Source organism: Pseudomonas sp. No.21 (assembly GCF_054558415.1).
Window position 1 is genome coordinate 214,012 of record NZ_BAAJNO010000005.1, and the last position, 24,804, is coordinate 238,815.

Below are 24,804 nucleotides of genomic sequence, written 5' to 3' on the forward strand. Positions count from 1 at the left end.
CACGCCAGAAATCCCCTACCCGATGTTCGGAAGCCTCTCAGAACGACTGATAGCACCATGATCCGCTCCCATCCCGAGGAGCAATTCCATGGCCACCCGCCAGCCCGCCGTCTACATCCTGGCCAGCCGCTTCAACGGCAGCCTCTACATCGGCGTCACCTCCGACCTGGTGAAGCGCATCTGGATGCATCGCAACAGCTCTGTGGACGGTTTCACCCAACGTCATGGCATCAAACGCCTGGTCTACTTCGAAATGCACGGGTCGATGCTGGAGGCCATCCAGCGCGAGAAGCGCCTGAAGAAATGGCGCAGGGAGTGGAAGGTGGAGCTGATCGAGTCGACGAACCCACAGTGGCTCGACCTGTGGGACGAACTGGTCAGCCAGGGCTTTTAGTGGATCCCCGCGTTCGCGAGGATGACGGGGTGAGGCGGAACGTCCCCACACCACCGTCACCCCTGCGCATGCGGGGGCCCAAGAACACCGGCTCTACTGGATCCCCGCGTTCGCGGGGATGACGGAGTGAGGCGAAGCGCCCCCAACCACCGTCACACGCGCGTACGCAGAAGCCCACTGAACAGCGCCTTTTACTGGATCCCCGCGTTCGCGAGGATGACGGAGTGAGGCGAAGTGCCCCCAACCACCGTCACCCCCGCGTACGCAGAAGCCCACTGAACAGCGCCTCTTACTGGATCCCCGCGTTCGCGAGGATGACGGAGTGAGGCGAAGCGCCCCCAACCACCGTCCCCCCGCGTACGCAGAAGCCCACTGGACAGCGCCTCTTACTGGATCCCCGCGTTCGCGGGGATGACGGAGTGAGGCGAAGCGCCCCCAACCACCGTCCCCCTGCGCATGCGGGGGCCCACTGAACAGCGGCTCTACTGGATCCCCGCATTCGCGAGGATGACGGATAAAGCGGAACGTCCCCAACCACCGTCACCCCCGCGCACGCGGGGGCCCACTAAGCCCCATCCAGCGGACAAGGCCCCCTCAGCTCCGATACAGCTTCAGGCTCTCGACCCGCGCCCGGTAGGCGGCGAGGCGATCCTTGAGCTCGCCCTTGCGCCTGGAGGCGACGCAGTGCAGCAGCACGTTGAGGGCGCTGGTGAGGCCGCCGGTGGATTCGAGGATGAGCCCGGTCTTGGTCTTCATGGTGACGATCCAGGGCGTGGAGATGTGCCGGGCGATGCCGTATTCATCGGTGAACACCACCAGGTCCGTGTCCTCCTTGAGGGTGTTGGCGAAGGCGATGCCGACATCGGCGTAGGGGGCGATGTCGATCAGTACCACGCAGCAGCGCTCGTCGCGGCTGTCCACCCACTGCCCGAGCACACCCCGGTAGAGGTCGAGGAACTCCACCCCCGAACGCACCAGCGACAGGCGGCTGGCGAAGTCCTCGGCCAGGCCGCGGATGGTCTGGAAGCCGCAAACGAACACACGCTCGGCCTCGGCGACACGGGTGACGATGTCCTGCCAGTGCTGGCTGTTGAGCTGGTTGCCGAAGCTGACGAGGGCGTCGATCTCCTCGTTGAGATGGTCCAGCAGGTCATCCGGCTGCTTCTCCACCCGCTCGATCAGGGTGGTGTTGAGCAGCGACTGCACGCGGATGTCGTCGCGCAGCTCCTCCTTCAGGCTCTTCAGCCCCTTGTAGCCGAGGCGCCGCAGGAAGCGGCTGACGGTGTTGGGGCTGACCCCGCTCTTCTGCGCCAGGCTGGCGCCGCTCTCGAAGGCGATGGTCTCCAGGTTCGCCTGGATATAGGCCCACAGGGTGCGTTCGTTCGGCGTCAGCTTGCCGTCGATCTGCTCCACTTTGCTGTCCAGCATGCCCGGTTCCCTGTCTATTTTTGGAAGATTAATGTCAATGTATTGATCGATGGAAGAAACATACTTTATGCTCCACGGCGAGGCAAAAAATAAAAACACCGTTTCTTCCGCTATCCCTTCGGCCCATCGGCCATGCAAGAGCTGCCCCAGCCAGGCCCGCGCCAGCCGCGCCGGGCCCAGAACGGAGAACAGGAACATGCCCGCTCATCCCCTGCTGCATCCTCTGCGCCGCCTCGCCGCGCCGCTGCTCGCCACCACCCTGGCCTTCACCGTCGGCGCCGCACAGGCCGCCGAGGAGCTGCACCTGTACAACTGGGGCGACTACATCAACCCCGAGGTGCTCAAGCGCTTCACCGCCGAGACCGGCATCAAGGTGTCACTGGACACCTACGGCAGCAACGAGGAAATGCTCGCCAAGCTCCAGGCCGGTGCGACCGGCTACGACATCGTGTTCCCCTCCGTGCACATGCACGACACCCTGTCCGCCCTGGGCCTGCTGGAGAAGACCGACATCGGCGCCAGCCCGGCCTTCGCCAACATCGACCCGGCCTTCCTCCGCGCCAAGTCCGACCCCAGGGGCGAGCAGTGCCTGCCCTACGCCTGGGGCACCGTCGGCATCTTCTACAACAAGACCAAGGTGGACCGCCCCATCGAATCCTGGGCGGACTTCTTCGCCCTGGCCGAGTCCGGCAAGAAGGTCATCCTGCTCGACGACATGCGCGAGACCCTGGGCGTCGGCCTGATCGTCAACGGCAAGTCGGTCAACACCACCGATGCCGCCGACCTCAAGGTCTCCGAGCAGTGGCTGCTGGAGCGCAAGCCGCTGGTCTCGGCCTTCACCTACGACAGCGTGCCCATGGTGCAGTCGGGCGACGTGGCCGCCGCACACTACTTCGTCGGCGCCATGATGTACGTGAAGCAGGACCCGCAGAACCTCGCCTACGTCATCCCCAGGGAAGGCGCGACGATGTACCAGGAAGACATGTGCGTGCTCAGGAGCGCACCGAACAAGGCCAACGCCAAGCGCTTCATGGAGTTCTTCCTCAACCCCGAGATCGCCGCCCTCAACACCCGGCAGCAGATGAACGGCACGCCCAACCGCGAGGCGCTCAAGCTGCTGCCCGCCGAGCTGCGCGACAACCCGCAGGTCAACCCGCCGGCCGATGTCATGGCCAAGCTGCAGATCTTCAACGACCTGGGCAAGGACCTGAAGAAGTACGACCGCGCCTGGACCCGCGTGCGCACCGCCAACTGAGCCAGCAAGAGCGCGGGCGCGCCCGCGCCCGCCGGAGTTCTCCATGACCTGCATCGTCAACAGTGCACCGGTGGTCCAGATCACCGCTGCGGTGAAGCACTACCGTGCCCCGGAAGGCCACGCCGTCCGCGCCCTCGATGGCGTCGACCTGTGCGTCGGCGGCAATGAATTCGTCACCCTGCTGGGCCCCTCCGGCTGCGGCAAGACCACCCTGCTACGGGTGATCAGCGGCTTCGAGGGCCTCGACGGCGGCGAGCTGCGCATCCAGGGCCAACGGATGAACGACGTACCCGCGCACCTGCGCCCGGTGCACACGGTGTTCCAGAGCTATGCCCTGTTCCCCCACCTCAGCGTCGGCGACAACGTCGGCTACGCGCTGGACATCCGTGGCGTGGCCAGGACCCAGCGCAACCGCCAGGTGGCCGACGCCCTCGAACTGGTGGGCATGGCGGGGCTGGAGAAGCGCAAGCCCGGTCAGCTCTCCGGTGGCCAGCAGCAGCGCATCGCCCTGGCCCGCGCCATCGTCAACAAGCCCGCCCTGCTGCTGCTCGACGAGCCGCTCTCGGCCCTCGACCGCCAGTTGCGCCAGAGCATGCAGCGCGAACTGAAGAACCTGCAGAGCGAGCTGGGCATCGCCTTCGTCTTCGTCACCCATGACCAGGAAGAAGCGCTGACCATGTCCGACCGCATCGTCGTGCTCAACGGCGGCCACGTGCAGCAGCTGGGCAGCCCGGAAGACATCTACGACCGCCCGGCCAACGCCTTCGTCGCCGGCTTCATCGGCGAGAGCAACCTGTTCGACGGCCGCGTCACCCGCCACCACGGCGACGCCGTGGAGTTCGCCACCGCCCAGGGCGACACCCTGCGCCTGCGCCGCACCGACCTGGCGCCGGGGCAGAAGCTCCAGGCGATGCTGCGCCCCGAGCAGTTCCACCTCGCCTGCCCGGGCAACCCGGCCCGCCACGCCTGCATCGAAGGCCGCGTGCTGCAACAGGTGTTCATCGGCAAGGACTTCGAACTCAGCGTGCGCACCCTGCACGGCAGCCCGGTGAAGGCGGTACTGCGCGCCCCCTCGCGGGAGCTGATGAGCACGCTCGAAGCCGGCGCGCGGGTGCAGCTGTGGTACGCCACCGATGCTCCGCACCTGCTGCTGGCCTAGGGAGAACCGCCCATGACTTCGCTTTCCCTCGCCGCCCGCGCACGCCTGCGCCTGGTGGCCCTGCTCAGCCCGGCGACCCTGGTGATCGTCGGCTTCTTCCTCGTGCCCATGGCCATCATGGCGCTCTACAGCCTGCTGGAGCCGGGCCTGTACGGCGGCGTGGAGTGGTCCTTCTACCCGGACAACTTCGGCCGCATCCTCGGCTGGGCCGACGGCAGCAACGAAGAGTTCGACATCGTCTACCTGGAGATCCTGCTGCGCTCGTTCAAGCTGGCGGCGATCACCGTCGTGCTCACCCTCGCGGTCTGCTACCCGGCGGCCTTCTGGGTGGCGCGGCAGCCGGAGCGGCGGCGCAACTTCTTCCTCTTCCTCATCACCCTGCCGTTCTTCACCAGCCTGATCGTGCGGCTCTACGCCTGGGTGCTGATCCTGCGGCCCACCGGCTTCCTCAACCTGGCCCTGCAGGCCCTGGGCCTGGCCGACCGGCCGCTGAACCTGATCTACAGCGAAACCGCCGTGCTGATCGGCATGACCTACATCTTCATCCCCTTCATGTTCATGCCCATCTACGCCAGCGTGGAGAAGCTCGACCGCAAGCTCCTGGAAGCCTCCGCCGACCTCGGCGCCAGCCGCTGGCAGAGCTTCTGGCGCATCGTCTTCCCGCTGACCCTGCCGGGCATCGCCGCCGGCTCGATCATCGTCTTCATCCCCAGCCTGGGTAACTTCATCGTGCCCTCGCTGCTGGGCGGCGCGCGGGTGGTGATGATCGGCAACCTGGTGGAGCAGCAGTTCCTCGCCGCGCGCAACTGGCCCTTCGGCGCCGCCCTGGCGATGCTGATCATGGCCGCCATGCTGGTGTTCCTGCTGCTCTACGTGCGCTGGCAGTCACGCGCCCAGGTGAAGGAGGGGCTGGCATGAACGCCCTCATCGCCCGCCTGGGGCGCGGCCTGCTCGGCGGCTACAGCCTGGCCTTCTTCGCCTTCCTGTACCTGCCCATCGCCCTGATCGTCGCCTACTCGTTCAATGCCAACCCGGTGAACATGATGATCTGGAGCGGCGCCAGCCTGGACTGGTACCGCACCCTGTTCGGCCTCTCCAGCGCGCTGAACGAGAACGCGCTCTACGTGGAGTCCACCGACCAGCTGGTGGCCGCCCTGCGCACCAGCCTCATCGTGGCCCTGAGCACCACGCTGATCGCCACCCTGGTCGGCACCCTCACCGCCCTCGCCCTGGCGCGCTACCGCTTCCGCCTGCAGGGCTTCTACCGGGTGCTGCTGTTCCTGCCGATGCTGATGCCGGACATCGTCCTCGGAATCGCCCTGCTGATCTTCTTCGTCGGCAGCGGCATCCCCCTGGGCAAGACGTCGATCATCATCGGCCACTGCACCTTCCTCATCAGCTACGTGTTCCTCATCGTCAGCGCCCGCCTGGCGGGGATGGACACGCGCCTGGAAGAAGCCTCGGCGGACCTCGGCGCCTCGCCCTGGACCACCTTCCGCCGCATCACCCTGCCGCAGATCCTCCCCGGCGTGCTCGGCGGCGCCCTGCTGGCCTTCATCATCTCGATGGACGACCTGGTGATCACCTACTTCATCTCCGGGGTCGATGCCACCACGCTGCCGGTGTTCATCTACGGGATGATCCGCCGCGGCATCAAGCCCGAGATCAACGCCATCGCCACCCTGCTGCTGATCGCCTCGCTGCTCATCGCCTCCCTCGGGCTCTACCTGCGCAACCGCAAGCCCGCCACGTCCCCTGCCGAGAATGCCCATGGCTAAACCACGCGCCCGTGAACTCGGGCTGGCCGTCCCCGGCCGGCCCGGCCCCAACAACGCCATCACCGATGTGCCCGGCGTGCGCGTCGGCTACCGCACCCTCGACGGCATCGCCGCCAGCGGCAAGCGCATCAAGACCGGCGTCACCGCAATCCTCCCCCGGGGCCTGGAGCGCGAGCCGCAGCCGGTGTGGGCGGGCTTCCACGCCCTCAACGGCAACGGCGAGATGACCGGCACCCACTGGATCGAGCACGGCGGCTACTTCGTCGGGCCGGTGTGCATCACCAACTCCCACAGCGTCGGCATCGTCCACCACGCCGCCACGCGCTGGACCATCGACCACTACGCGCAGGCCTGGGAGGCCAGCCACCTGTGGGCGATGCCGGTGGTGGCCGAGACCTACGACGGGGTGATCAACGACATCAACGGCCAGCACGTCACCGAGGCCGATGCCCTGGCGGCGCTGGCGGACGCCCGCGACGGCGCCATCGCCGAGGGCAACGTCGGCGGCGGCAACGGCATGATCTGCTACGGCTTCAAGGGCGGCACCGGCACCGCCTCGCGGGTGCTGGAGATCGACGGCCAGGCCTACACCCTGGGCGCCCTGGTGCAGGCCAACCACGGCCAGCGCGACTGGCTCAAGGTGCTCGGCGTGCCGGTGGGCAAGGCCCTGGGCGAGCAGCCCCAGGGGCTGGACCGCGAGCGCGGCTCGATCATCGTCGTGCTCGCCACCGACGCCCCGCTGCTGCCCCACCAGCTGCGCCGCCTGGCCCAGCGCGCCGGCCTCGGCATCGGCCTGGGCGGCACGCCGGGGGGCAACAACTCGGGGGACATCTTCCTCGCCTTCAGCGTGGCCAACCCGCGCTCCCTGCCGCAGCTCACCCCGGGCGGGCGCTTCAGCCTGGAGTGCCTCAACGACGAACACATCGACGCCCTCTACCTGGCGGCGGTGGAAAGCACGGACGAGGCCATCCTCAACGCCATGCTCGCCGCCGAGGACGCCGTGATGCAGAAGCCGGCCGGCATCTGCCCGGCGCTGGACGGCGAGCGGTTGCAGGCGTTGCTGGAGGAAGCGGGGCGGATTGAGGCCTAGCCCCAGGCACCGGCGCTCTTCGTAGAATGGGTAGAGGTACGAAACCCATCGATGCGGAGCGACCCGTAACCGCATGGGTTTCGCTTCGCTCTACCCATCCTACAAACCGCAAGACGCCGCTTTCGCGAATGAATTCGCTCCCACCGGTGGTCAATCGCCCGGGGCGGGCACCGGCGCGCTGCCGCCGGGCAGGTGTTCCTTGCAGTAGTCGACGAACAGCTGCGCCGGCTTGGTCAGCTGCGCGCGCTTGAGCCAGGCGGCCACCAGGCCGGAGCCGGTGACGGGCTCGGCGATGTCCACCATCACCACCCTCTTGCCGTCGTAGGTGCATTCGGAATGGGGCCGGGTGACCAGCACCGAGAAGCCGAAGCCCTGCCCCACCATGCCGCGCACCATCTCGATGGAGGGTGAGCTGAAGCCGATGTTGGGGCTCAGGCCGAGCTCCTCGAACAGGCTGACGAAGTAGGTCCGGCTCGGCTGCACGTCGAGCAGGATCATCGGCTCCAGCACCAGGTCGCGCAGCGACACCTGGGCCTGGTGGGCGAAGCGGTGGTTCTCCGGCAGCAGCGCGTAGGGCCGCTGCGGCGGCATCAGGGGGTCGGTCTCGATGGTGGCGTCGAGCTCGTGCTGGTAGAGGATCGCCAGGTCGAAGCGCCCGGCGGTCAGGCCCTGCACCAGCTCCTGCTGCTCGCCATCGCCGATGCGGATCTCCACCCCCGGGTAGCGCTCGCGAAAACCCGCGATCAGCCCCGGCAGGTAGAGCGGCGCCACGGTCTCGAAGCAGCCGATGTCGATCTGCCCGGCCACCACGTCGTTCACCGCCAGGGCGTTCTGCTCGAACTCCCAGGCCATGCGCAGCAGGTCCTGGGCCTTGCGGTAGAAGCGCGAGCCGCTGGGGGTGAGCGACACGCCCTGGGCGTGGTGGCGGATGAACAGCTGCACGCCGAAGCTCTCCTCCAGCCCCTTGATGGCGGTGGAGATGGACGGCTGGGCGATGTACAGCTTGCGCGACGCCTCGGCCACGCTGCCGCACTCCACGGTCGTCACGAAGTACTTGAGTTGTCGCAGGGTGTAGTTCGCCACGGGGCACCTCGGCGTCGCGTGCCACCTGCGGTCATGGCCGGGCAGCTGGTTGTGGGCGGGATCGTCCCTGCGAAACATACCCCAGGCACCGCGGCATGGGCTGCCGCGCTGCCGAGCTTTTTCTTATCCACCGAGCATATTTTTAATAATTTTCCTCGGCCGAGCTCTATCGCACCATCCGCTGCACTCGACCCACGAAGCCCGGACCGCGCAGACGGTCGGCGAGCACGTGCAGCCTGTCCGCCCCCCGGCCACCTCGCGCCTCGTCCCCGTCCCGCCCCGCAGCACCGCCCGACAACCGCGAATCGCCTTGCAGAAGGACAGACACATGACCGTTGAAACCATAGAAATCGATACGCTCGTCGTTGGCGCGGGACAGGCCGGCGTGGCCATGAGCGAACACCTGGGCAAGCTCGGCGTGCCGCACCTGGTGCTGGAGCGCAGCCGCATCGCCGAAGCCTGGCGCAGCGGGCGCTGGGATTCGCTGGTGGCCAACGGCCCGGCCTGGCACGACCGCTTCCCGGGCATGGAATTCGACGTCGGCCCGGATGAGTTCCCCGGCAAGGAGCAGGTGGCGGACTACTTCGTCGCCTACGCCCGGCAGATCAACGCGCCGATCCGCACCGGCGTCGAGGTGAAGAAGGTGGTGCGCAACCCCGATCGCCCGGGCTTCACCGTCGAGACCTCCATCGGCGTGATCCAGGCCAACCGCGTGGTCTCCGCCACCGGCCCCTTCCAGCGCCCGGTGATCCCCGCCATCGCCCCGGCGCAAGGCAGCATCCACCAGCTCCACTCCGCCGCCTACTACAACCCGCAGCAATTGCCCGCAGGCGCCGTGCTGGTGGTCGGGGGCGGCTCCTCCGGCGTACAGATCGCCGACGAACTGATGCGGGCCGGGCGCAAGGTCTACCTGTCGGTGGGCGCCCATGACCGCCCGCCGCGCAGCTACCGCAACCGCGACTTCTGCTGGTGGCTGGGCGTACTCGGCCTGTGGGACGCGGAAGCCGCACAACCGGGCCGCGAGCACGTCACCATCGCCGTCAGCGGCGCCCGTGGCGGCCACACCGTGGACTTCCGCGACCTGGCCAGCCAGGGCATCACCCTGGTGGGGCTGACGAAATCCTTCGAGAACGGCGTGGCGAAATTCAATGACGACCTGGCCGGGAACATCGCCCGGGGCGACGAGAACTACCTGTCGCTGCTGGACGCCGCCGACGCCTACATCGCCCGCAACGGCCTCGACCTGCCGGAGGAGCCCGAGGCGCGCCGCAAGCGGCCGGACCCGGAATGCATCACCCACCCGCTGCTCGAGCTGGACCTGGCCGCCGCCGGTGTCACCTCGATCATCTGGGCCACCGGCTACTCCGTGGACTTCAGCTGGCTGCAGGTGAACGCCTTCGACGACCAGGGCAAGCCGAAGCACCAGCGCGGCGTCTCCAGCGAACCGGGCGTGTATTTCGTCGGGCTGCCCTGGCTTTCACGCCGTGGCTCCACCTTCATCTGGGGCGTATGGCACGACGCCAGGCACATCGCCGACCACATCGCCACCCAACGCAAGTACCTCGCCTACCGCGACGCCTCGCAGCGCCAGCAGGAAGGCGGCCTGAACGGCAGCCCCAGGGCCCCGCAGGCCGATTCTCCCGCCCAGAAAGCCAGCATCATGGGAGTAAGTTGATGCCTACCCATACCCGCATCCGCATGTTCAACACCAAGGACACCTACCCCAACCAGTCCCTGGACAACGACCTCTGCCAGGCCGTGCGCGCCGGCAATACCGTGTACGTGCGCGGCCAGGTCGGTACCGACTTCGACGGCAACCTGGTGGGCCTGGGCGACCCGCGCGCGCAGACCGAGCAGGCCATGAAGAACCTCAAGCAGCTGCTGGAGGAAGCCGGCAGCGACCTCTCGCACATCGTCAAGACCACCACCTACCTGGTCGACCCGCGCTACCGCGAACCGGTCTACCAGGAAGTGGGCAAGTGGCTCAAGGGCGTGTTCCCCATCTCCACCGGCCTGGTGGTCTCGGCCCTGGGCCAGCCCCAGTGGCTGATGGAGATCGACGTGATCGCGGTGATCCCGGACGACTGGCAGCCCAAGGGCTGAGGAGCGAACCATGACTTTCTCGATCATCGGCCGCTGCGCGGAAACCGGGCAGCTGGGCATCGCCATCAGCTCCTCCAGCATCGCCGTCGGCGCCCGCTGCCCCTGGCTGCGCGCCGGTGTCGGCGCGGTGGCCACCCAGAACGTCACCCTGCCGGCCCTGGGCCCGCAGATCCTCGACCTGCTGGAGCACCAGCACCTGGAACCCGCCGCCGCCCTGGACCGGGCGCTGCACGCCAACGGCTGGAGCCAGTACCGCCAGGTGACGGTGATCGACGGCCAGGGCCGCACCGCGCTGTTCAGCGGCAAGGAGGCCCTCGGCCTGCACAACGCCGTGGCCGGCGAGCAGTGCGTGGCGGCCGGCAACCTGCTCTCGGGCACCGCCGTGATCGACGCCATGGTGCAGGCCTTCGAAAACGCGCCGGGGCTGCTGCCCGAACGCCTGCTGGCGGCCATGCACGCAGCGATGGCCGCCGGTGGCGAGGCCGGCCCGGTGCATTCGGCGGCGCTGAAGGTGGTGGACGACCTCACCTGGCCCATCGTCGACCTGCGCGTGGACTGGGCCGACGAGGACCCCATCGGCCGCCTCGACGGCCTCTGGCAGGCCTACCGCCCGCAGATGCAGGACTACATCACCCGCGCCCTGGACCCCACCGCAGCGCCCAGCTACGGGGTGCCCGGCGATGAGTGAGGCGAGCAGCCGCGACCTGCTGGAGCGGCTGATCGGCTTCGCCACCGTCAGCCGGGATTCCAACCTGGAGCTGATCGCCTTCATCCGCGACTACCTCGCGGGCTTCGGCGTGGACAGCGAGCTGTTCCACAACCCCGAAGGCACCAAGGCCAACCTCTTCGCCACCCTCGGTCCCCGCGACCGGGGCGGCGTGGTGCTGTCCGGGCACACCGACGTGGTGCCGGTGGACGGCCAGGCCTGGACGGTGGAACCGTTCCGCCTCAGCGAGCGCGACGGCCGCCTGTACGGGCGCGGCGCCGCCGACATGAAGGGCTTCATCGCCTCGGTGCTGGCGGCGGTGCCGCGCTTGCTCGAACGCCCGTTGAAGCTGCCGGTGCACCTGGCCTTCTCCTATGACGAGGAAGTCGGCTGCCTCGGCGTGCGCAGCATGCTCGCCGAGCTGGAGAAGCGCCCGCACAAGCCGCTGTTGTGCCTGATCGGCGAGCCCACCGAACTCAAGCCGGTGCTCGGCCACAAGGGCAAGCTGGCCATGCGCTGCCAGGTGCAGGGCGCCGCCTGCCATTCCGCCTACGCCCCCCATGGCGTCAATGCCATCGAGTACGCCGCGCGGCTGATCGGCAAGCTGGGCGATATCGGCACCCGGCTGGCCCGCATCGAACACCACGACCCGCGCTTCGACCCGCCCTTCTCCACGGTGCAGACCGGGCTGATCAAGGGCGGCCGGGCGCTGAACATCGTCCCGGCGGAATGCGAGTTCGACTTCGAGGTGCGCGCCCTGCCCGGCTTCGATGCCCAGCAGGTGGCGGACGAGCTGCAGCGCTACGCCGAAGGCGAACTGCTGCCGCAGATGCAGGCCGTGCAGGCCGACACGGCCATCCGCCTGCACCCCCTGAGCGCCTACCCCGGCCTCGCCACCCCGCCCGACAGCGACGCCGCGCGGCTGCTGGCGCGGATCGCCGGCTCCAGCGCCTTCGGCACCGTCGCCTTCGGCACCGAGGGCGGGCTGTTCGACCAGGCCGGCATCCCCACCGTGGTCTGCGGCCCCGGCAGCATGGACCAGGGGCACAAGCCCGACGAATTCATCAGCCTCGAACAGCTCCACGCCTGCGACGCCATGCTCCTGCGCCTGGCCGACTACCTGGAGAACCCGGGCTGACCGCCAGCGACCGTAGGGTGGGCCGGGCGGCGGGCGAGTGAGTTGCCCACCTCCACCGCGTGGGTTTCGCTCCGCTCAACCCACCCTACGAAAGCCCATGCGCACCACGTGATGATGCGCCGGGCGAATATCGTTGGAGCAGCCGCCAACGCCCCTCCAGGCCCCCTTTTTTCCGGTGTTTTCGCACCCCGATGGCGCACCCTGCAGGCCCGCCGCCCCAGGCTGGAGCCAAGGGCGGGAGGGCGCTGCGCGCGTGCTTCCGCTACCGAGCTTTTTCTTATCCACCGAGCATATTTTTAATAATTTTCCTAAGCCGAACTCTGTCGCACCATCAGTCCCAGTCACGAATAACAACCAGACCGCGAAGACGGTCGAGTGGGAGTGCAGCGTGTTCGATCTCGGCTTTTGGCAGCAGCGAGCTGCTCGGCAGGCATTCATCGACAAGGCCCTCATCGGCGGCCGCCAGGTCAGTGCCGCATCCGGCGCCACCTTCGATTCCATCAACCCCGCCACCAACCAGCTGCTGGCCCGCGTCGCCGCCTGCGGCGAGGCCGAGGTGGACCTCGCCGTGCGCAGCGCGCGCCGCGCCTTCGACCAGGGCCCCTGGGCACGCATGGCGCCGGTGGAGCGCAAGAAGGTGCTGCTGCGCCTCGCCGAGCTGATGCTGGCCCACCGCGAGGAGCTGGCCCTGCTGGACTCCCTCGACATGGGCAAGCCGGTGATGGATGCCTACACCATCGATGTGCCCGGCGCCGCCAACGTCTTCGCCTGGTACGGCGAGGCGCTGGACAAGCTCTACGACCAGGTGGCGCCCACCGCCCCCGGCAGCCTGGCCACCATCACCCGCGAGGCGCTGGGCGTGGTCGCCGCCGTGGTGCCCTGGAACTTCCCCCTCGACATGGCCGCCTGGAAGCTGGCCCCGGCCCTGGCCGCCGGCAACAGCGTGGTGCTCAAGCCCGCCGAGCAGTCGCCCTTCTCCGCCCTGCGCCTGGGCGAGCTGGCCCTGGAGGCCGGCCTCCCCGAGGGCGTGCTCAACGTGGTGCCGGGCCTGGGCGAAAGCGCCGGCCGCGCCCTCGGCCTGCACCCGGACGTGGACTGCCTGGTGTTCACCGGCTCCACCCAGGTGGGCAAGTACTTCATGGGCTATTCGGCCCAGTCCAACCTCAAGCAGGTGTGGCTGGAGTGCGGCGGCAAGAGCCCGAACCTGGTGTTCGAGGATTGCCGCGACCTCGATCTGGCCGCCGAGAAGGCCGCCTTCGGCATCTTCTTCAACCAGGGCGAGGTGTGCTCGGCCAACTCGCGCCTCTACGTGCAGCGCTCCATCCAGGACGAATTCATCGAGCGCCTGCTGGCCAAGGCCCGCGACTGGATGCCCGGCGACCCGCTGGACCCCGCCAGCCGCGCCGGCGCCATCGTCGACGCCGCGCAGACCGGCCGCGTCATGGGCTTCATCGAAGGCGCCCAGGGCGAGGGCGCACGCCTGCTGGCCGGTGGCCGGCGCCTGACCTTCAACGGCTCGAGTAACTTCGTCGAGCCCACCGTCTTCGCCGATGTGCGCGGCGACATGACCCTGGCCCGCGAGGAGGTCTTCGGCCCGGTGCTGGCCATCAGCGCCTTCGACACCGAGGAGGAAGCCATCCGCCTCGCCAACGACAGCGTCTACGGCCTGGCCGCCTCGCTGTGGAGCGACGACCTGCACCGCGCCCACCGCGTCGCCAGCGCGCTCAAGGCGGGCACCGTGTCGGTGAACACCGTGGACGCGCTGGACGTCACCGTGCCCTTCGGCGGTGGCCGGCAATCGGGCTTCGGGCGCGACCTCTCGCTGCATTCCTTCGACAAGTACAGCCAGCTGAAGACCACCTGGTTCCAGCTGCGCTGAGGTCGCGACGACGACCCGGCCGCGCCTCGCCGTGCGGCCGCCATGACAAGAAAAGCATCCGCGCCCGTGCACGCGCGGAGCCCCGGCCCCAGGGCCACAACTGCCTCGACAACTGAACACGACTGAAAAAGTAGTGAGGGAGTTCTCATGTCCAGATCCTTGCGTCCCACCCTGTCCACGGCCTTCGGGCTCGCCCTGCTCACCACCCTCGGCATCGCCCAGGCCCAGCCCGCGAAGCTCACCGTGATCTCCTTCGGTGGCGCCACCAAGGCCGCCCAGGACGCGGCCTATTTCCGCCCCTTCGAGCGGAGCGGCGCGGCCCAGGTGGTGGCCGGCGAATACAACGGCGAGCTGTCGAAGGTGAAGGCCATGGTCGACATCGGCCAGGTCAGCTGGGACGTGGTGGAAGTGGAGAGCCCCGAACTGCTGCGCGGTTGCGAGGAAGGCCTGTTCGAGCCCATCGACCCGGCCCTGCTCGGCGATGCCGCGAGCTTCATGCCCGGCACCCTCAGCGAGTGCGGCGTGGCCAGCTACGTGTGGTCCATGGTGCTGGCCTACGACGCCGGCAAGCTGGCGTCGGCGCCCACCTCCTGGGCCGACTTCTGGGACCTTAAGCGCTTCCCCGGCAAGCGCGGCCTGCGCAAGGGCGCCAAGTACACCCTGGAAGCGGCGCTGCTGGCCGACGGGGTGAAGCGCGAGGACCTGTACAGCGTGCTGGCGACCCCGGAAGGCGTGACCCGCGCCTTCGCCAAGCTCGACCAGATCAAGCCGCACATCCAGTGGTGGGAGGCCGGCGCCCAGCCGCCGCAATGGCTGGCGGCCGGCGACGTGGTGATGTCCGCCGCCTACAACGGCCGCATCGCCGCCGCGCAGAAGGAGGGCTCCAAGCTCGCCATCGTGTGGAACGGCAACCTCTACGACCCGGACCACTGGGCCATCGTCCGCGGCAGCCCGAACAAGGCCCTGGCCGAGCGTTTCATCGCCTTCGCCAGCCAGGCCGAGACCCAGAAGCAGTTCTCCAGCCAGATTCCCTACGGGCCGGTGCGCCCGGACGCCCTGGCGCAGCTGCCGGCGGCCACCCAGGCGCAACTGCCCACCGCGCCGGCGAACCTGGCCGAGGCGCAACTGGTGGACGCGGAATTCTGGGTCAACCACGGCGAGGAGCTGGAGGAACGCTTCAACGCCTGGGCGGCGCGCTGAGCCATGGCGCCGTCCGCGCCGGGCAAACCCTGCGCGGGCGGGGCCGAACGACGGGTGCACCCGTCACACCAGCCGGCGGCCCCTGAGCCGCAGGCGGATAACAAGAAGATCGGGAGAGCGTCATGAGTGCGAGTGTTTCCATCCCTGCCACGGGGCCATCGGGCGGCCTGCGCCGCGTTCTCGGGCTGGGCCCGCTGGTGGCGGTCGCCGTCGGCCTGGTGGTGTCACAGGGTGTGATGGTGCTGATGCTGCAGGGCGCCGGCCTGGCCGGGCTGGGCTTCATCATTCCCCTGGGCATCGCCTACCTGCTGGCGCTGACCTATGCCCTGTCGTTTTCCGAGCTGGCGCTGATGATCCCCCGCGCCGGCAGCCTGAGCAGCTACACCGAAGTCGCCATCGGCCACTTCCCGGCCATCCTCGCCACCTTCTCCGGCTACATGGTGGTGGCCATGTTCGCGCTCTCCGCCGAGCTGCTGCTCCTGGACCTGATCATCGGCAAGGTCTACCCCGGCGCGCTGCCGCCCATGCTGGTGGCCTATGGCGTGCTGGCCCTGTTCACCGCCTTCAACCTGCTGGGCATCGACGTCTTCGCCCGCCTGCAGAGCGCCCTCGCCCTGGTGATGGTGGTGACCCTGCTGGCCCTCGGCCTGGGCGCCGTGAGCAGCGACATGGCCACCCTGGCCACGCCCCTGGACCAGGGCTGGAACCCGCTGCAAGCCGGCGCGCTGACCCTGGCGGCCATGGCCATCTGGGGCTTCGTCGGCGCCGAGTTCGTCTGCCCCCTGGTGGAGGAGACGCGCCGCCCGGAACGCAACATCCCGCGTTCGATGATCATCGGCCTGACCCTGATCTTCGGCATCATCGTCCTCTACTGCCTCGGCGCGCTGCTGTGCATCCCCCGCGAACAACTGGCCGCCGACCCGCTGCCACACTTCCTCTTCGCCACCACGGTGTTCGGCGAGGCCGGCAAGCTGTTCCTGGTGGCCGCCGCGGTGACCGCCACCTGCAGCACGGTCAACTCCTCCCTCGCCGCCCTGCCGCGCATGCTCTACGGCATGGCCCAGAACGGCCAGGCCTTCCCGCAGTTCAAGCGCCTCAGCCAGCGCACCCGCACGCCCTGGGTGGCGGTGCTGTTCATCGCCGCCATCACCGGCCTGCCGATCCTGCTGCTGGGCCAGGACCCGGACTCCATCAGCCTGTTGCTGCTGGCCGCCGCGCTGGCCTGGCTGCTGGCCTACATCATCGTGCACATCGACGTGATCGCCCTGCGCCGCCGCTACCCGCACCTGGCCCGGCCGTTCCGTTCGCCCTTCTACCCCTGGCCCCAGGTGCTCGGCATCGCCGGCATGCTCTTTGCCATCTACCACGTCTCGCCGGCCCCGGAGATGACCGCGAAGATCTTCGGCACCGCCGGCGTGGTGCTCGGCCTGATCTCGGTGATCGCCGTGGCCTGGATCAGGCTGGTGATGCGCAAGCCGCTGTTCGTGCCCGAGCCGCTGACCCCTTCCGAGCCGGCGCCGATCACCCGCGCCGCCCTTTCCCCCGAACCGCTTTGACGAGCAGGAGAAGACCATGAACGCTCCCATCACCCCGCAGCGCAGTACCGAGGACTACCAGGCGTCCGATGCCGCGCACCACATCCATGCCTTCCTCGACCAGAAGGCGCTGAATGCCGAGGGCCCGCGCGTGATCACCCGGGGCGAGGGCCTGTACCTGTGGGACAACGACGGCAAGCGCTACCTCGACGGCATGTCCGGCCTGTGGTGCACCAACCTGGGCTACGGCCGCAAGGACCTGGCCGCCGCCGCCGCCCGCCAGCTGGAGCAGCTGCCGTACTACAACATGTTCTTCCACACCACCCACCCGGCGGTGGTGGAGCTCTCCGAGCTGCTCTTCAGTCTGCTGCCCGGCCACTACAGCCACGCCATCTACACCAACTCCGGCTCCGAGGCCAACGAGGTGCTGATCCGCACCGTGCGCCGCTACTGGCAGATCCTCGGCCAGCCGCAGAAGAAGGTGATGATCGGCCGCTGGAACGGCTACCACGGCTCCACACTGGCGGCCACCGCCCTGGGCGGGATGAAGTTCATGCACGAGATGGGCGGGCTGATCCCCGATGTCGCCCACATCGACGAGCCCTACTGGTTCGCCCAGGGCGGCGACCTGACGCCGGCCGAGTTCGGCCTGCGCTGCGCCCGCCAGCTGGAGGAGAAGATCCTCGAACTGGGTGCCGAGAACGTCGCCGGCTTCATCGCCGAGCCCTTCCAGGGCGCGGGCGGGATGATCTTCCCGCCGGAGAGCTACTGGCCGGAGATCCAGCGCATCTGCCGCCAGTACGACGTGCTGCTGTGCGCGGACGAGGTGATCGGTGGCTTCGGCCGCACCGGCGAATGGTTCGCCCACCAGCACTTCGGCTTCCAGCCCGACACCCTGTCCATCGCCAAGGGCCTGACCTCCGGCTACGTGCCCATGGGCGGCCTGGTGCTGGGCAAGCGCATCGCCGAGGTGCTGGTGGAACAGGGCGGCGTGTTCGCCCACGGCCTGACCTACTCCGGGCACCCGGTGGCCGCCGCCGTGGCCATCGCCAACCTCAAGGCGCTGCGCGACGAGGGCGTGGTCGCCCAGGTGAAGAACGACACCGGCCCCTACCTGCAGCAGTGCCTGCGCGAGGTCTTCGCCGATCACCCGCTGATCGGCGAGGTGCAGGGCACCGGCCTGGTGGCGGCGCTGCAGTTCGTCGAGGACAAGGCCACGCGCAAGCGCTTCGACAACGAGAACGACATCGCCTGGCGCTGCCGCACCCTCGGTTTCGAGGAGGGCGTGATCATCCGCTCCACCCTGGGCCGGATGATCATGGCGCCCGCCCTGGTGGCCACCCGTGCCGAGCTGGATGAGCTGGTGGACAAGACCCGCCGCGCGGTGGAACGCACGGCCCAGGAGATCGAAGCGGGGGCTTTGCCCGCTGCCTAGTGGGTTCCCGCGTTCGCGGGAATGACGGCACCGTAGGGTGGGCCGGGCGGCGCTCCGCTTCAGCACCGTAGGGTGGGCTTCAGCCCACCAGCGATGCATTGACCCGCGACGGGGCCACAGCCGTGCCCCGTCCTTCCCAACGGCTAGATAAACCGGGGCCGTCTCCAGGCCCCGGTGCAGGAGGAAACGGTGGGCTGAAGCCCACCCTACGAAGCGGAGAACAGCGCGCAGGTGGCGGCCAAGAGGGGCCGGCGCCGCGATGACCCGGTCCCGCTCCACGGCGATGCGCCGCATCAGACGCACCCAACGACCCATGGAAGGGGCCGCAGCAGAACAGGACCCCAGGCCCACGCAGGCCGGGGCGCGGAACGAATTTGGCCCCTGGCCGGTACTGCCCAGCAATTCCAACAACTAATGCGGGAGTGTTCCAATGATCCAGTCCTTGCTTCGTCGCTTCACCCTTCCCCTGACCTGCACCGCGCTGGCGTTCTCCGCCGCCGGCGCGCAGGCGGGCACCCTGTCCATCGGCCACACCACCTGGGTCGGCTACGGCACGCTGTACCTGGCCCGCGACCTGGGCTACTTCAAGGAGCAGAGCCTGGATGTCGAGCTGACCACCATCGAGGAAGCCTCGATGTACATGGCCGCCCAGGCTTCCGGGAAGCTCTCCGGCTCGGCCTCGACCATCGACGAGATCCTCAAGTACCGCTCCAGTGACTTCTGCTTCAAGGCGGTCGCCGCGCTGGACGAGAGCTACGGCGGCGACGGCGTGCTGGTGGGCAAGGAGGTCTCCAGCCTGAAGGACCTCAAGGGCCAGTCGGTGGCGGTGAACGAGGGCTCGGTCTCGCAGTTCTGGCTGTCCTACCTGCTCAAGCACAACGGCATGACCATGGCCGACCTGGACATCCAGAACATGACGGCCGACGACGCTGCCACCGCCTTCATCGCCGGGCGCGTGCCCGCCGCCGTGACCTGGGAGCCGCACCTGTCGCTGGTGCGCCAGAAGGGTGAAGGCAAGGTGCTCATCGACAGCAGCAAGACCCCCGGTGTGATCGTCGACGTGGTGGCGCTGTCCTGCGATGTGATCGACAAGCAGCCCGAGGACGTGAAGGCGCTGGTCAAGGGCCTGTACAAGGCGGTGCAGTTCACCCGGGACAACCCCGAGAAGGCCCACGAGATCATGGCCAAGGGCGTCGGCGGCTACCTGGCCGACCCGGTGGAGCTGGCCAACGCGGCCAAGGGCGTGCGCTTCTACGACCAGGCCATGAGCGAGAAGCTGCTCGGCGTACCCGGCAAGCCCGGCGACATCAAGGGCGTGATCCGCCTGGCCAACGAGACCTGGAGCACCCTGCAGGGCAAGCGCTACGAGGTCAGCTACGACGACCTCGTCGACACCCGCTTCATCAGCCAGTAAGGGGAAGACCATGGCTTCTCGACACTCCTGGCTGACCCGCTGCCTGACCCCCAAGGTCGAGCTGCCGGCGAAGCTGATACTCGCAGCGGGCAGCCTTGGCTGGCTGCTGGTGCTCGGCCTCTGGGCCGGGCTTTCCTACGGCGGCGTGGTGCCGGCGATGTTCCTGCCCACCCCGGGCGCGGTGCTGGAGGCGGCCGCGCGGCTGGCCGGCGACGGCACCCTCGGCAAGCACGTGCTGGCGAGTGTCGAGGTGGTGCTCATCGGCTTCGCGGTGTCGTCCCTGGTGGCGGTGCCGCTGGGGCTGCTGATGGGCAGCTTCCGCATCGTCCAGGCCTTCCTCGAACCGCTGGTGAACTTCGTCCGCTACCTGCCGGTGACCTCCTTCGTGCCGCTGTTCATCCTGTGGATCGGCATCGGCCTGGAACAGCGGGTGACGGTGATCATCTTCGGCGTGTTCTTCCAGCAGCTGGTGATGATCGCGGACGTCTCCAAGGGTGTCTCGCGGGACCTGATCAACGCCTCCTACACCCTGGGTTCGAGCCGCCGCGACGTGGTGCTCCACGTGCTCGGCCCGGCTTCCCTGCCCGGGGTGCTGGACACCCTGCGGGTGACCATGGGCTGGGCCTGGACCTACCTGGTGGTGGCCGAGCTGGTGGCCGCCAGCAGCGGCCTGGGCTACATCAGCCTGAAGGCCATGCGCGGCTTCCAGGTGGACGTGATCTTCCTCGCCATCGCCATCATCGGCCTGCTCGGGCTGGTGACCGATCAACTGTTCCGACTCCTCCGACTGAAGGTGGCCTCATGGGCGCAGTAGCAGCCATGCACGATCAAGCCATGGCCGCCCCCGCTGCGGCCGCAACCCCCAACGAACGCCTGCGGGTGGAGAACGTCTGCCTGCGCTACCAGAGCCCGGGCGGCACGACCTTCGCCGCGCTGGAGAACGTCTCCCTGAGCGTGCCGGACCAGCAGTTCGCCGTGCTCGTGGGCCCCTCCGGCTGCGGCAAGTCGAGTCTGCTGTACCTCACCGCCGGCCTGGCCGAACCCACGTCGGGCGAGATCTACGTCGGCGGCAAGCGGGTCGACGGGCCCGGCGCCGATCGCGGCATGGTGTTCCAGGGCTACACCCTGTTCCCCTGGCTCAACGTGCGCGAGAACATCGAGTTCGGCCTCAAGCGCAAGGGCATGCCCAAGGGCGAACGCCAGGAGATCGTCGACTTCTACCTGGCCGAAGTGGGCCTGGCACCCTTCGCCGGGCATTACCCCAAGCAGCTCTCCGGCGGCATGATGCAGCGCGTGGCCATCGCCCGCGCGCTGGCCAACGATCCGCAGATCCTGCTGATGGACGAGCCCTTCGGCGCCCTCGACAGCCAGACCCGCATGCAGATGCAGAAGCTGTTGCTGCGGGTGTGGGAGCACAGCAAGAAGACCGTGGTGTTCGTCACCCACGACATCGACGAGGCCATCCTGCTGGGCGACCGCATCTACGTCATGGGCGCCCGCCCCGGCCACATCAAGCGCGAGCTCGACGTGCCCATCCCCCGCCCGCGCGAGCTGGACATGGTGATGGACCGCGCCTTCATCGAGATGAAGCGCGAGATCCTCGGCCTGCTCCACGACGACCTCGAAGAGATGCACTGACCGCCCGGGGGCGGCGCGCCCGCCCCGGCACCATCGCAAGGAGGGCCCCATGCCCGCTTCGACTCCATCCCCCCAGCGTTACGACTACCTGGTGGTCGGCGCCGGGTCGGCCGGCTGCGTCCTGGCCAACCGCCTCAGCGCCGACCCCGGCGTGCGCGTCTGCCTGATCGAGGCCGGCGGCAGCGACGCCAGCCCGCGCGTGCAGACGCCGGCCGGCACCATCACCCTGTACAAGAGCCGGCGTTTCAGCTGGAACTTCTTCTCCGCGCCCCAGCCACGCCTCAACGGCCGCCAGCTGCACTGCCCACGGGGCAAGGCACTGGGCGGCTCCAGCTCGATGAACTCGATGATCTACATCCGTGGCGACGCCTCCGACTACGACCGCTGGGCCGAACTCGGCTGCGACGGCTGGAGCTGGCGCGAGGTGCTGCCGCTGTTCAGGAAGTCCGAGGGCAACCGCCTGGGCCAGGACCTGGCCTACCACGGCACCCGGGGCGAGCTCGCGGTGGACCGCGCCCGCGACCCCAACCCGCTGTCGCACCTGTTCATCAAGGCCGCCGAGGCCATCGGCCTGAAACGCAACGACGACTTCAACGGCGGCCAGCTGGAAGGCGTCGGCCTCTACAACCTGACGCAGAAGGACGCGCGGCGGCTGTCCAGCTACCGCGCCTTCGTCGCGCCGGTGCGCGAGCGGCCGAACCTGCAGGTGCTGACCGGCTGCAAGGTGCTGTCGCTGCTGCTCGAAGACGGCGCCGCCAAGGGCGTGCTGATCGAACGTGACGGCGTGGAGCAACGCCTGGAGTGCAAGCGCGAGGTGATACTCGCCGCCGGCGCCATCGGCTCGCCGCAGGTGCTCCTGGCGTCCGGCATCGGCCCCAGGGCGGAGCTGGAGGCCGCCGGCATCGAGGTGCGTCACGACCTGCCCGGCGTCGGCAAGAACCTGCAGGACCACCTCGACGGCCTGGTCACCGTGCGCTCGCCGAGCCCGCTGACCCTGGGCTTCTCCTGGGGCTCGCTGCCCAGCGTGCTGCTGTCGCCCTTCAAGTACCTGGCGCAGCGGAAGGGCTGGCTGACCACCAACTACGTGGAGGCCGGCGGTTTCGCCCGCACGCCTCTGGCCGGCGCGCTGCCGGATGTGCAGTTCCACTTCGTGCCGGGCTACCGCAGCCATCGCGGGCGCCTGTTCGAGTGGGGCCATGGCTACGCGGTGCACACCTGCGTGCTGCGCCCCGGCAGCATCGGCGAGCTGCGGGTGAAGGCGCGGGGGGCGATCGAGATCGACTACAACTTCCTCGCCGACCCAGAGGACGCCCGGGTGCTGATCGAGGGCATCCGCCTGGCGCGGCGCATCCTCGCCGGCTCCGCCTTCGACGGCCTGCGTGGCCAGGAGATGCTGCCCGGCGCCGAGGTGCAGAGCGACGAGCAGTTGCTGGCGTACATCCGCGAGCACGCCGCCACGGTGTTCCACCCGGTGGGCACCTGCAAGATGGGCGTGGACGCCATGAGCGTGGTGGACCCGCAGCTGCGGGTGCGCGGGGTGAAGGGCCTGCGCGTGGCCGATGCCTCGATCATGCCGACCCTGGTCAGCGGCAACACCAATGCGCCGTGCATCATGATCGGCGAGAAGGCCGCGCAGATGATCCTGCAGGGTGGAGCGGCCGAGGCGAATGCGCGGGAGGATGTCGCGCTGGCGGCGGTCTAGCCCGTGCCGGTGGTTTCCCGGGCTGAAGCCCGGGCTACGGCGGGCGCGGCGAACGGCAATGAAAAGGCCACCCGAGGGTGGCCTTTTCCGTTACCGCGAGGCTCAGGCCGGTTGGCTGGCGGCGCGGCGCTTGTTGCTGGACGCGGCTTCGGCGGCCATGGATTCCATGGCTTCCTGGATGGCGCGCTTGCGACGCTCTTCGGCCTGGCGGCTGAAGTACCAGGCGAAGAAGGTGAACAGCGACACGGTCAGCAGGATCAGGCTGGCCACGGCGTTGATCTCCGGTTTCACGCCCAGGCGCACGGCGGAGAAGACCTCCATCGGCAGGGTGGTGGAGCCGGGGCCGGAAACGAAGCTCGCCAGCACCAGGTCGTCCAGGGACAGGGCGAAGGACATCATGCCGCCCGCCGCCAGCGACGGCGCGATCATCGGGATGGTGATCAGGATGAACACCTTCCACGGACGCGCCCCGAGGTCCATGGCGGCCTCCTCGATGGACAGGTCCAGCTCACGCAGGCGCGCCGACACCACGATGGCCACGTAGGCCGAGCAGAAGGTGGTGTGGGCGATCCAGATGGTGACGATGCCACGTTCCTGGGGCCAGCCGATCAGTTGCGCCATGGCCACGAACAGCAGCAGCAGCGACAGACCGGTGATGACCTCGGGCATGACCAGCGGCGCGGTGACCAGGCCGCCGAACAGGGTGCGGCCACGGAAGCGCGGGATGCGGGTCAGGACGAAGGCCGCCAGGGTGCCCAGCGCCACCGCCGCGATGGCGGTGTAGCAGGCGATCTCCAGGGAGCGCATCACCGAGTTCATCAGCTGGGAGTTGTCCAGCAGGCCGACGTACCACTTCACCGACCAGCCGCCCCAGACCGTCACCAGCTTGGAGGCGTTGAACGAGTAGATCACCAGGATCAGCATCGGCAGGTAGATGAACAGCAGGCCGACCCAGAGCATCACGTTGGAGAAACTGAAGCGCTTCATACCTTGCCCTCCAGTTCCTTGGCTTGGTTACGGTTGAACAGGATGATCGGGACGATGAGGATCGCCAGCATCACCACTGCCAGCGCGGACGCCACCGGCCAGTCGCGGTTGTTGAAGAACTCCTGCCACAGCACCTTGCCGATCATCAGAGTCTCCGGGCCGCCGAGCAGTTCGGGGATCACGAACTCGCCCACCACCGGGATGAACACCAGCATGCTGCCGGCGATGATGCCGTTCTTGGACAGCGGCACGGTGATCTTCCAGAAGCTGTTGAAGTTGCTCGAACCGAGGTCCGAGGCGGCTTCCAGCAGGCTCTGGTCGTGCTTCACCAGGTTGGCGTACAGCGGCAGGATCATGAACGGCAGGTAGGAATAGACCACGCCGATGTAGACCGCGGTGTTGGTGTTGAGGATCTGCAGCGGCTCGCTGATCAGGCCGATGCCCATGAGGAAGCCGTTGAGCAGGCCGTTGTTGCTGAGGATGCCCATCCAGGCGTAGACGCGGATCAGGATGGCGGTCCAGGTCGGCATCATGATCAGCAGCAGCAGCACGGTCTGGGCTTCCTTGCCGGCACGGGCGATGGCGTAGGCCATCGGATAGCCGATCAGGAGGCACAGCAGGGTGCTGAAGAAGGCCATCTTCAGGGAGCCCAGGTAGGCGGCCAGGTAGAGTTCGTCCTCGCTCAGCATGAAGTAGTTGCCGAGGTTGAGGGCGATCTGCAGCTGGTTGTCGACCCAGGTGTAGATCTCGGTGTAGGGCGGGATCGCCACGTCCGCTTCCGCGAAGCTGATCTTCAGCACGATGGCGAAGGGCAGCAGGAAGAACAGGAACAGCCAGACGAATGGAATCCCGATCACCGCGTGCCGGCCCGTGGGCAGGC

22 protein-coding genes are annotated in these 24,804 nt (G+C 68.3%); 18 read left to right on the forward strand and 4 right to left on the reverse strand.

All coding sequences use genetic code 11. The features are described 5' to 3' along the window. Nucleotides 1-88 precede the first annotated feature (88 nt). Nucleotides 89-394, forward strand: coding sequence for a GIY-YIG nuclease family protein (locus ACYJSS_RS11860; protein WP_236205356.1), 306 nt, complete (start codon nucleotides 89-91; stop codon nucleotides 392-394). Between the two features lie 594 nt (nucleotides 395-988). Here ACYJSS_RS11860 and ACYJSS_RS11865 read toward each other — a convergent pair. Further along, nucleotides 989-1,822: a MurR/RpiR family transcriptional regulator gene (locus tag ACYJSS_RS11865; RefSeq protein WP_236205355.1), complete on the reverse strand. Its 834-nt coding sequence runs from the start codon at nucleotides 1,820-1,822 to the stop codon at nucleotides 989-991. A gap of 196 nt (nucleotides 1,823-2,018) precedes the next feature. Here ACYJSS_RS11865 and ACYJSS_RS11870 point away from each other — a divergent pair, with 196 nt between their 5' ends. The 5 genes from ACYJSS_RS11870 to ACYJSS_RS11890 are packed head-to-tail and all read left to right on the forward strand — an operon-like array spanning nucleotide 2,019 to nucleotide 7,104. Beyond that, entirely contained in the window at nucleotides 2,019-3,077 is a 1,059-nt protein-coding gene (locus tag ACYJSS_RS11870) for a polyamine ABC transporter substrate-binding protein (RefSeq protein WP_111264515.1), read from the forward strand. Nucleotides 3,078-3,120: 43 nt separating this feature from the next. Continuing rightward, the gene (locus ACYJSS_RS11875) at nucleotides 3,121-4,236 is read left to right on the forward strand and encodes an ABC transporter ATP-binding protein (RefSeq protein WP_236205354.1); all 1,116 of its coding nucleotides are present in this window, start codon (nucleotides 3,121-3,123) and stop codon (nucleotides 4,234-4,236) included. 12 nt (nucleotides 4,237-4,248) lie between these two features. After that, nucleotides 4,249-5,154 (forward strand): ABC transporter permease, encoded by a 906-nt coding sequence (locus tag ACYJSS_RS11880; protein ID WP_111264517.1) that lies wholly within the window; start codon nucleotides 4,249-4,251, stop codon nucleotides 5,152-5,154. Next, nucleotides 5,151-6,014, forward strand: a complete 864-nt coding sequence (locus tag ACYJSS_RS11885; protein WP_111264518.1) for an ABC transporter permease — start codon at nucleotides 5,151-5,153, stop codon at nucleotides 6,012-6,014. The genes ACYJSS_RS11880 and ACYJSS_RS11885 overlap by 4 nt, the downstream gene beginning before the upstream one ends. Next, nucleotides 6,007-7,104, forward strand: coding sequence for a DmpA family aminopeptidase (locus ACYJSS_RS11890; RefSeq protein ID WP_236205353.1), 1,098 nt, complete (start codon nucleotides 6,007-6,009; stop codon nucleotides 7,102-7,104). Before ACYJSS_RS11885 ends, ACYJSS_RS11890 begins: the two co-directional genes overlap by 8 nt. 150 nt (nucleotides 7,105-7,254) lie before the next feature. Here the strand turns inward: ACYJSS_RS11890 and ACYJSS_RS11895 are convergent, their stop codons facing one another. Next, complete coding sequence (locus ACYJSS_RS11895; protein WP_236205352.1) at nucleotides 7,255-8,187, reverse strand: LysR substrate-binding domain-containing protein; 933 nt, start codon at nucleotides 8,185-8,187, stop codon at nucleotides 7,255-7,257. Between the two features lie 328 nt (nucleotides 8,188-8,515). Between ACYJSS_RS11895 and ACYJSS_RS11900 the strand changes: the two genes are divergently transcribed. The 12 genes from ACYJSS_RS11900 (at nucleotide 8,516) to ACYJSS_RS11955 (ending at nucleotide 22,937) form a co-directional block, all read left to right on the forward strand. Beyond that, entirely contained in the window at nucleotides 8,516-9,862 is a 1,347-nt protein-coding gene (locus ACYJSS_RS11900) for a flavin-containing monooxygenase (RefSeq protein ID WP_111263675.1), read from the forward strand. Continuing rightward, nucleotides 9,862-10,290 (forward strand): RidA family protein, encoded by a 429-nt coding sequence (locus ACYJSS_RS11905; RefSeq protein ID WP_111263676.1) that lies wholly within the window; start codon nucleotides 9,862-9,864, stop codon nucleotides 10,288-10,290. The genes ACYJSS_RS11900 and ACYJSS_RS11905 overlap by 1 nt, the downstream gene beginning before the upstream one ends. Before the next feature lie 10 nt (nucleotides 10,291-10,300). Beyond that, nucleotides 10,301-10,978, forward strand: coding sequence for a DUF1028 domain-containing protein (locus ACYJSS_RS11910; protein ID WP_111263677.1), 678 nt, complete (start codon nucleotides 10,301-10,303; stop codon nucleotides 10,976-10,978). Continuing rightward, nucleotides 10,971-12,134: an acetylornithine deacetylase gene (argE, locus tag ACYJSS_RS11915; RefSeq protein ID WP_236205351.1), complete on the forward strand. Its 1,164-nt coding sequence runs from the start codon at nucleotides 10,971-10,973 to the stop codon at nucleotides 12,132-12,134. Before ACYJSS_RS11910 ends, argE begins: the two co-directional genes overlap by 8 nt. 388 nt (nucleotides 12,135-12,522) lie before the next feature. Beyond that, the gene (locus ACYJSS_RS11920) at nucleotides 12,523-14,013 is read left to right on the forward strand and encodes an aldehyde dehydrogenase (protein ID WP_236205350.1); all 1,491 of its coding nucleotides are present in this window, start codon (nucleotides 12,523-12,525) and stop codon (nucleotides 14,011-14,013) included. A gap of 147 nt (nucleotides 14,014-14,160) precedes the next feature. Further along, nucleotides 14,161-15,213 carry an ABC transporter substrate-binding protein gene (locus tag ACYJSS_RS11925; protein WP_236205349.1) on the forward strand — a complete coding sequence of 351 codons (1,053 nt, stop codon included), beginning with the start codon at nucleotides 14,161-14,163 and terminating at the stop codon, nucleotides 15,211-15,213. 122 nt (nucleotides 15,214-15,335) lie between these two features. Then, on the forward strand, nucleotides 15,336-16,769 hold the full coding sequence (locus ACYJSS_RS11930) for an APC family permease (RefSeq protein WP_236205348.1): 1,434 nt from the start codon (nucleotides 15,336-15,338) through the stop codon (nucleotides 16,767-16,769). 16 nt (nucleotides 16,770-16,785) lie between these two features. Next, nucleotides 16,786-18,183 carry an aspartate aminotransferase family protein gene (locus ACYJSS_RS11935; protein ID WP_236205347.1) on the forward strand — a complete coding sequence of 466 codons (1,398 nt, stop codon included), beginning with the start codon at nucleotides 16,786-16,788 and terminating at the stop codon, nucleotides 18,181-18,183. 430 nt (nucleotides 18,184-18,613) lie between these two features. Then, complete coding sequence (locus ACYJSS_RS11940) at nucleotides 18,614-19,597, forward strand: ABC transporter substrate-binding protein (protein ID WP_236205346.1); 984 nt, start codon at nucleotides 18,614-18,616, stop codon at nucleotides 19,595-19,597. A gap of 10 nt (nucleotides 19,598-19,607) precedes the next feature. Further along, the gene (locus ACYJSS_RS11945; RefSeq protein ID WP_236205345.1) at nucleotides 19,608-20,411 is read left to right on the forward strand and encodes an ABC transporter permease; all 804 of its coding nucleotides are present in this window, start codon (nucleotides 19,608-19,610) and stop codon (nucleotides 20,409-20,411) included. Beyond that, nucleotides 20,399-21,235 carry an ABC transporter ATP-binding protein gene (locus ACYJSS_RS11950; RefSeq protein WP_236205344.1) on the forward strand — a complete coding sequence of 279 codons (837 nt, stop codon included), beginning with the start codon at nucleotides 20,399-20,401 and terminating at the stop codon, nucleotides 21,233-21,235. Before ACYJSS_RS11945 ends, ACYJSS_RS11950 begins: the two co-directional genes overlap by 13 nt. A 49-nt stretch (nucleotides 21,236-21,284) precedes the next feature. After that, nucleotides 21,285-22,937: a GMC family oxidoreductase gene (locus tag ACYJSS_RS11955; protein ID WP_236205343.1), complete on the forward strand. Its 1,653-nt coding sequence runs from the start codon at nucleotides 21,285-21,287 to the stop codon at nucleotides 22,935-22,937. A 102-nt stretch (nucleotides 22,938-23,039) separates the two neighbouring features. Here the strand turns inward: ACYJSS_RS11955 and ACYJSS_RS11960 are convergent, their stop codons facing one another. Continuing rightward, complete coding sequence (locus tag ACYJSS_RS11960) at nucleotides 23,040-23,924, reverse strand: ABC transporter permease subunit (RefSeq protein WP_111263687.1); 885 nt, start codon at nucleotides 23,922-23,924, stop codon at nucleotides 23,040-23,042. Beyond that, a complete protein-coding gene (locus tag ACYJSS_RS11965) occupies nucleotides 23,921-24,802 on the reverse strand; it encodes an ABC transporter permease subunit (RefSeq protein ID WP_178083009.1) in 882 nt (293 codons plus the stop codon). The genes ACYJSS_RS11960 and ACYJSS_RS11965 overlap by 4 nt, the downstream gene beginning before the upstream one ends. Between the last annotated feature and the right edge of the window lie 2 nt (nucleotides 24,803-24,804).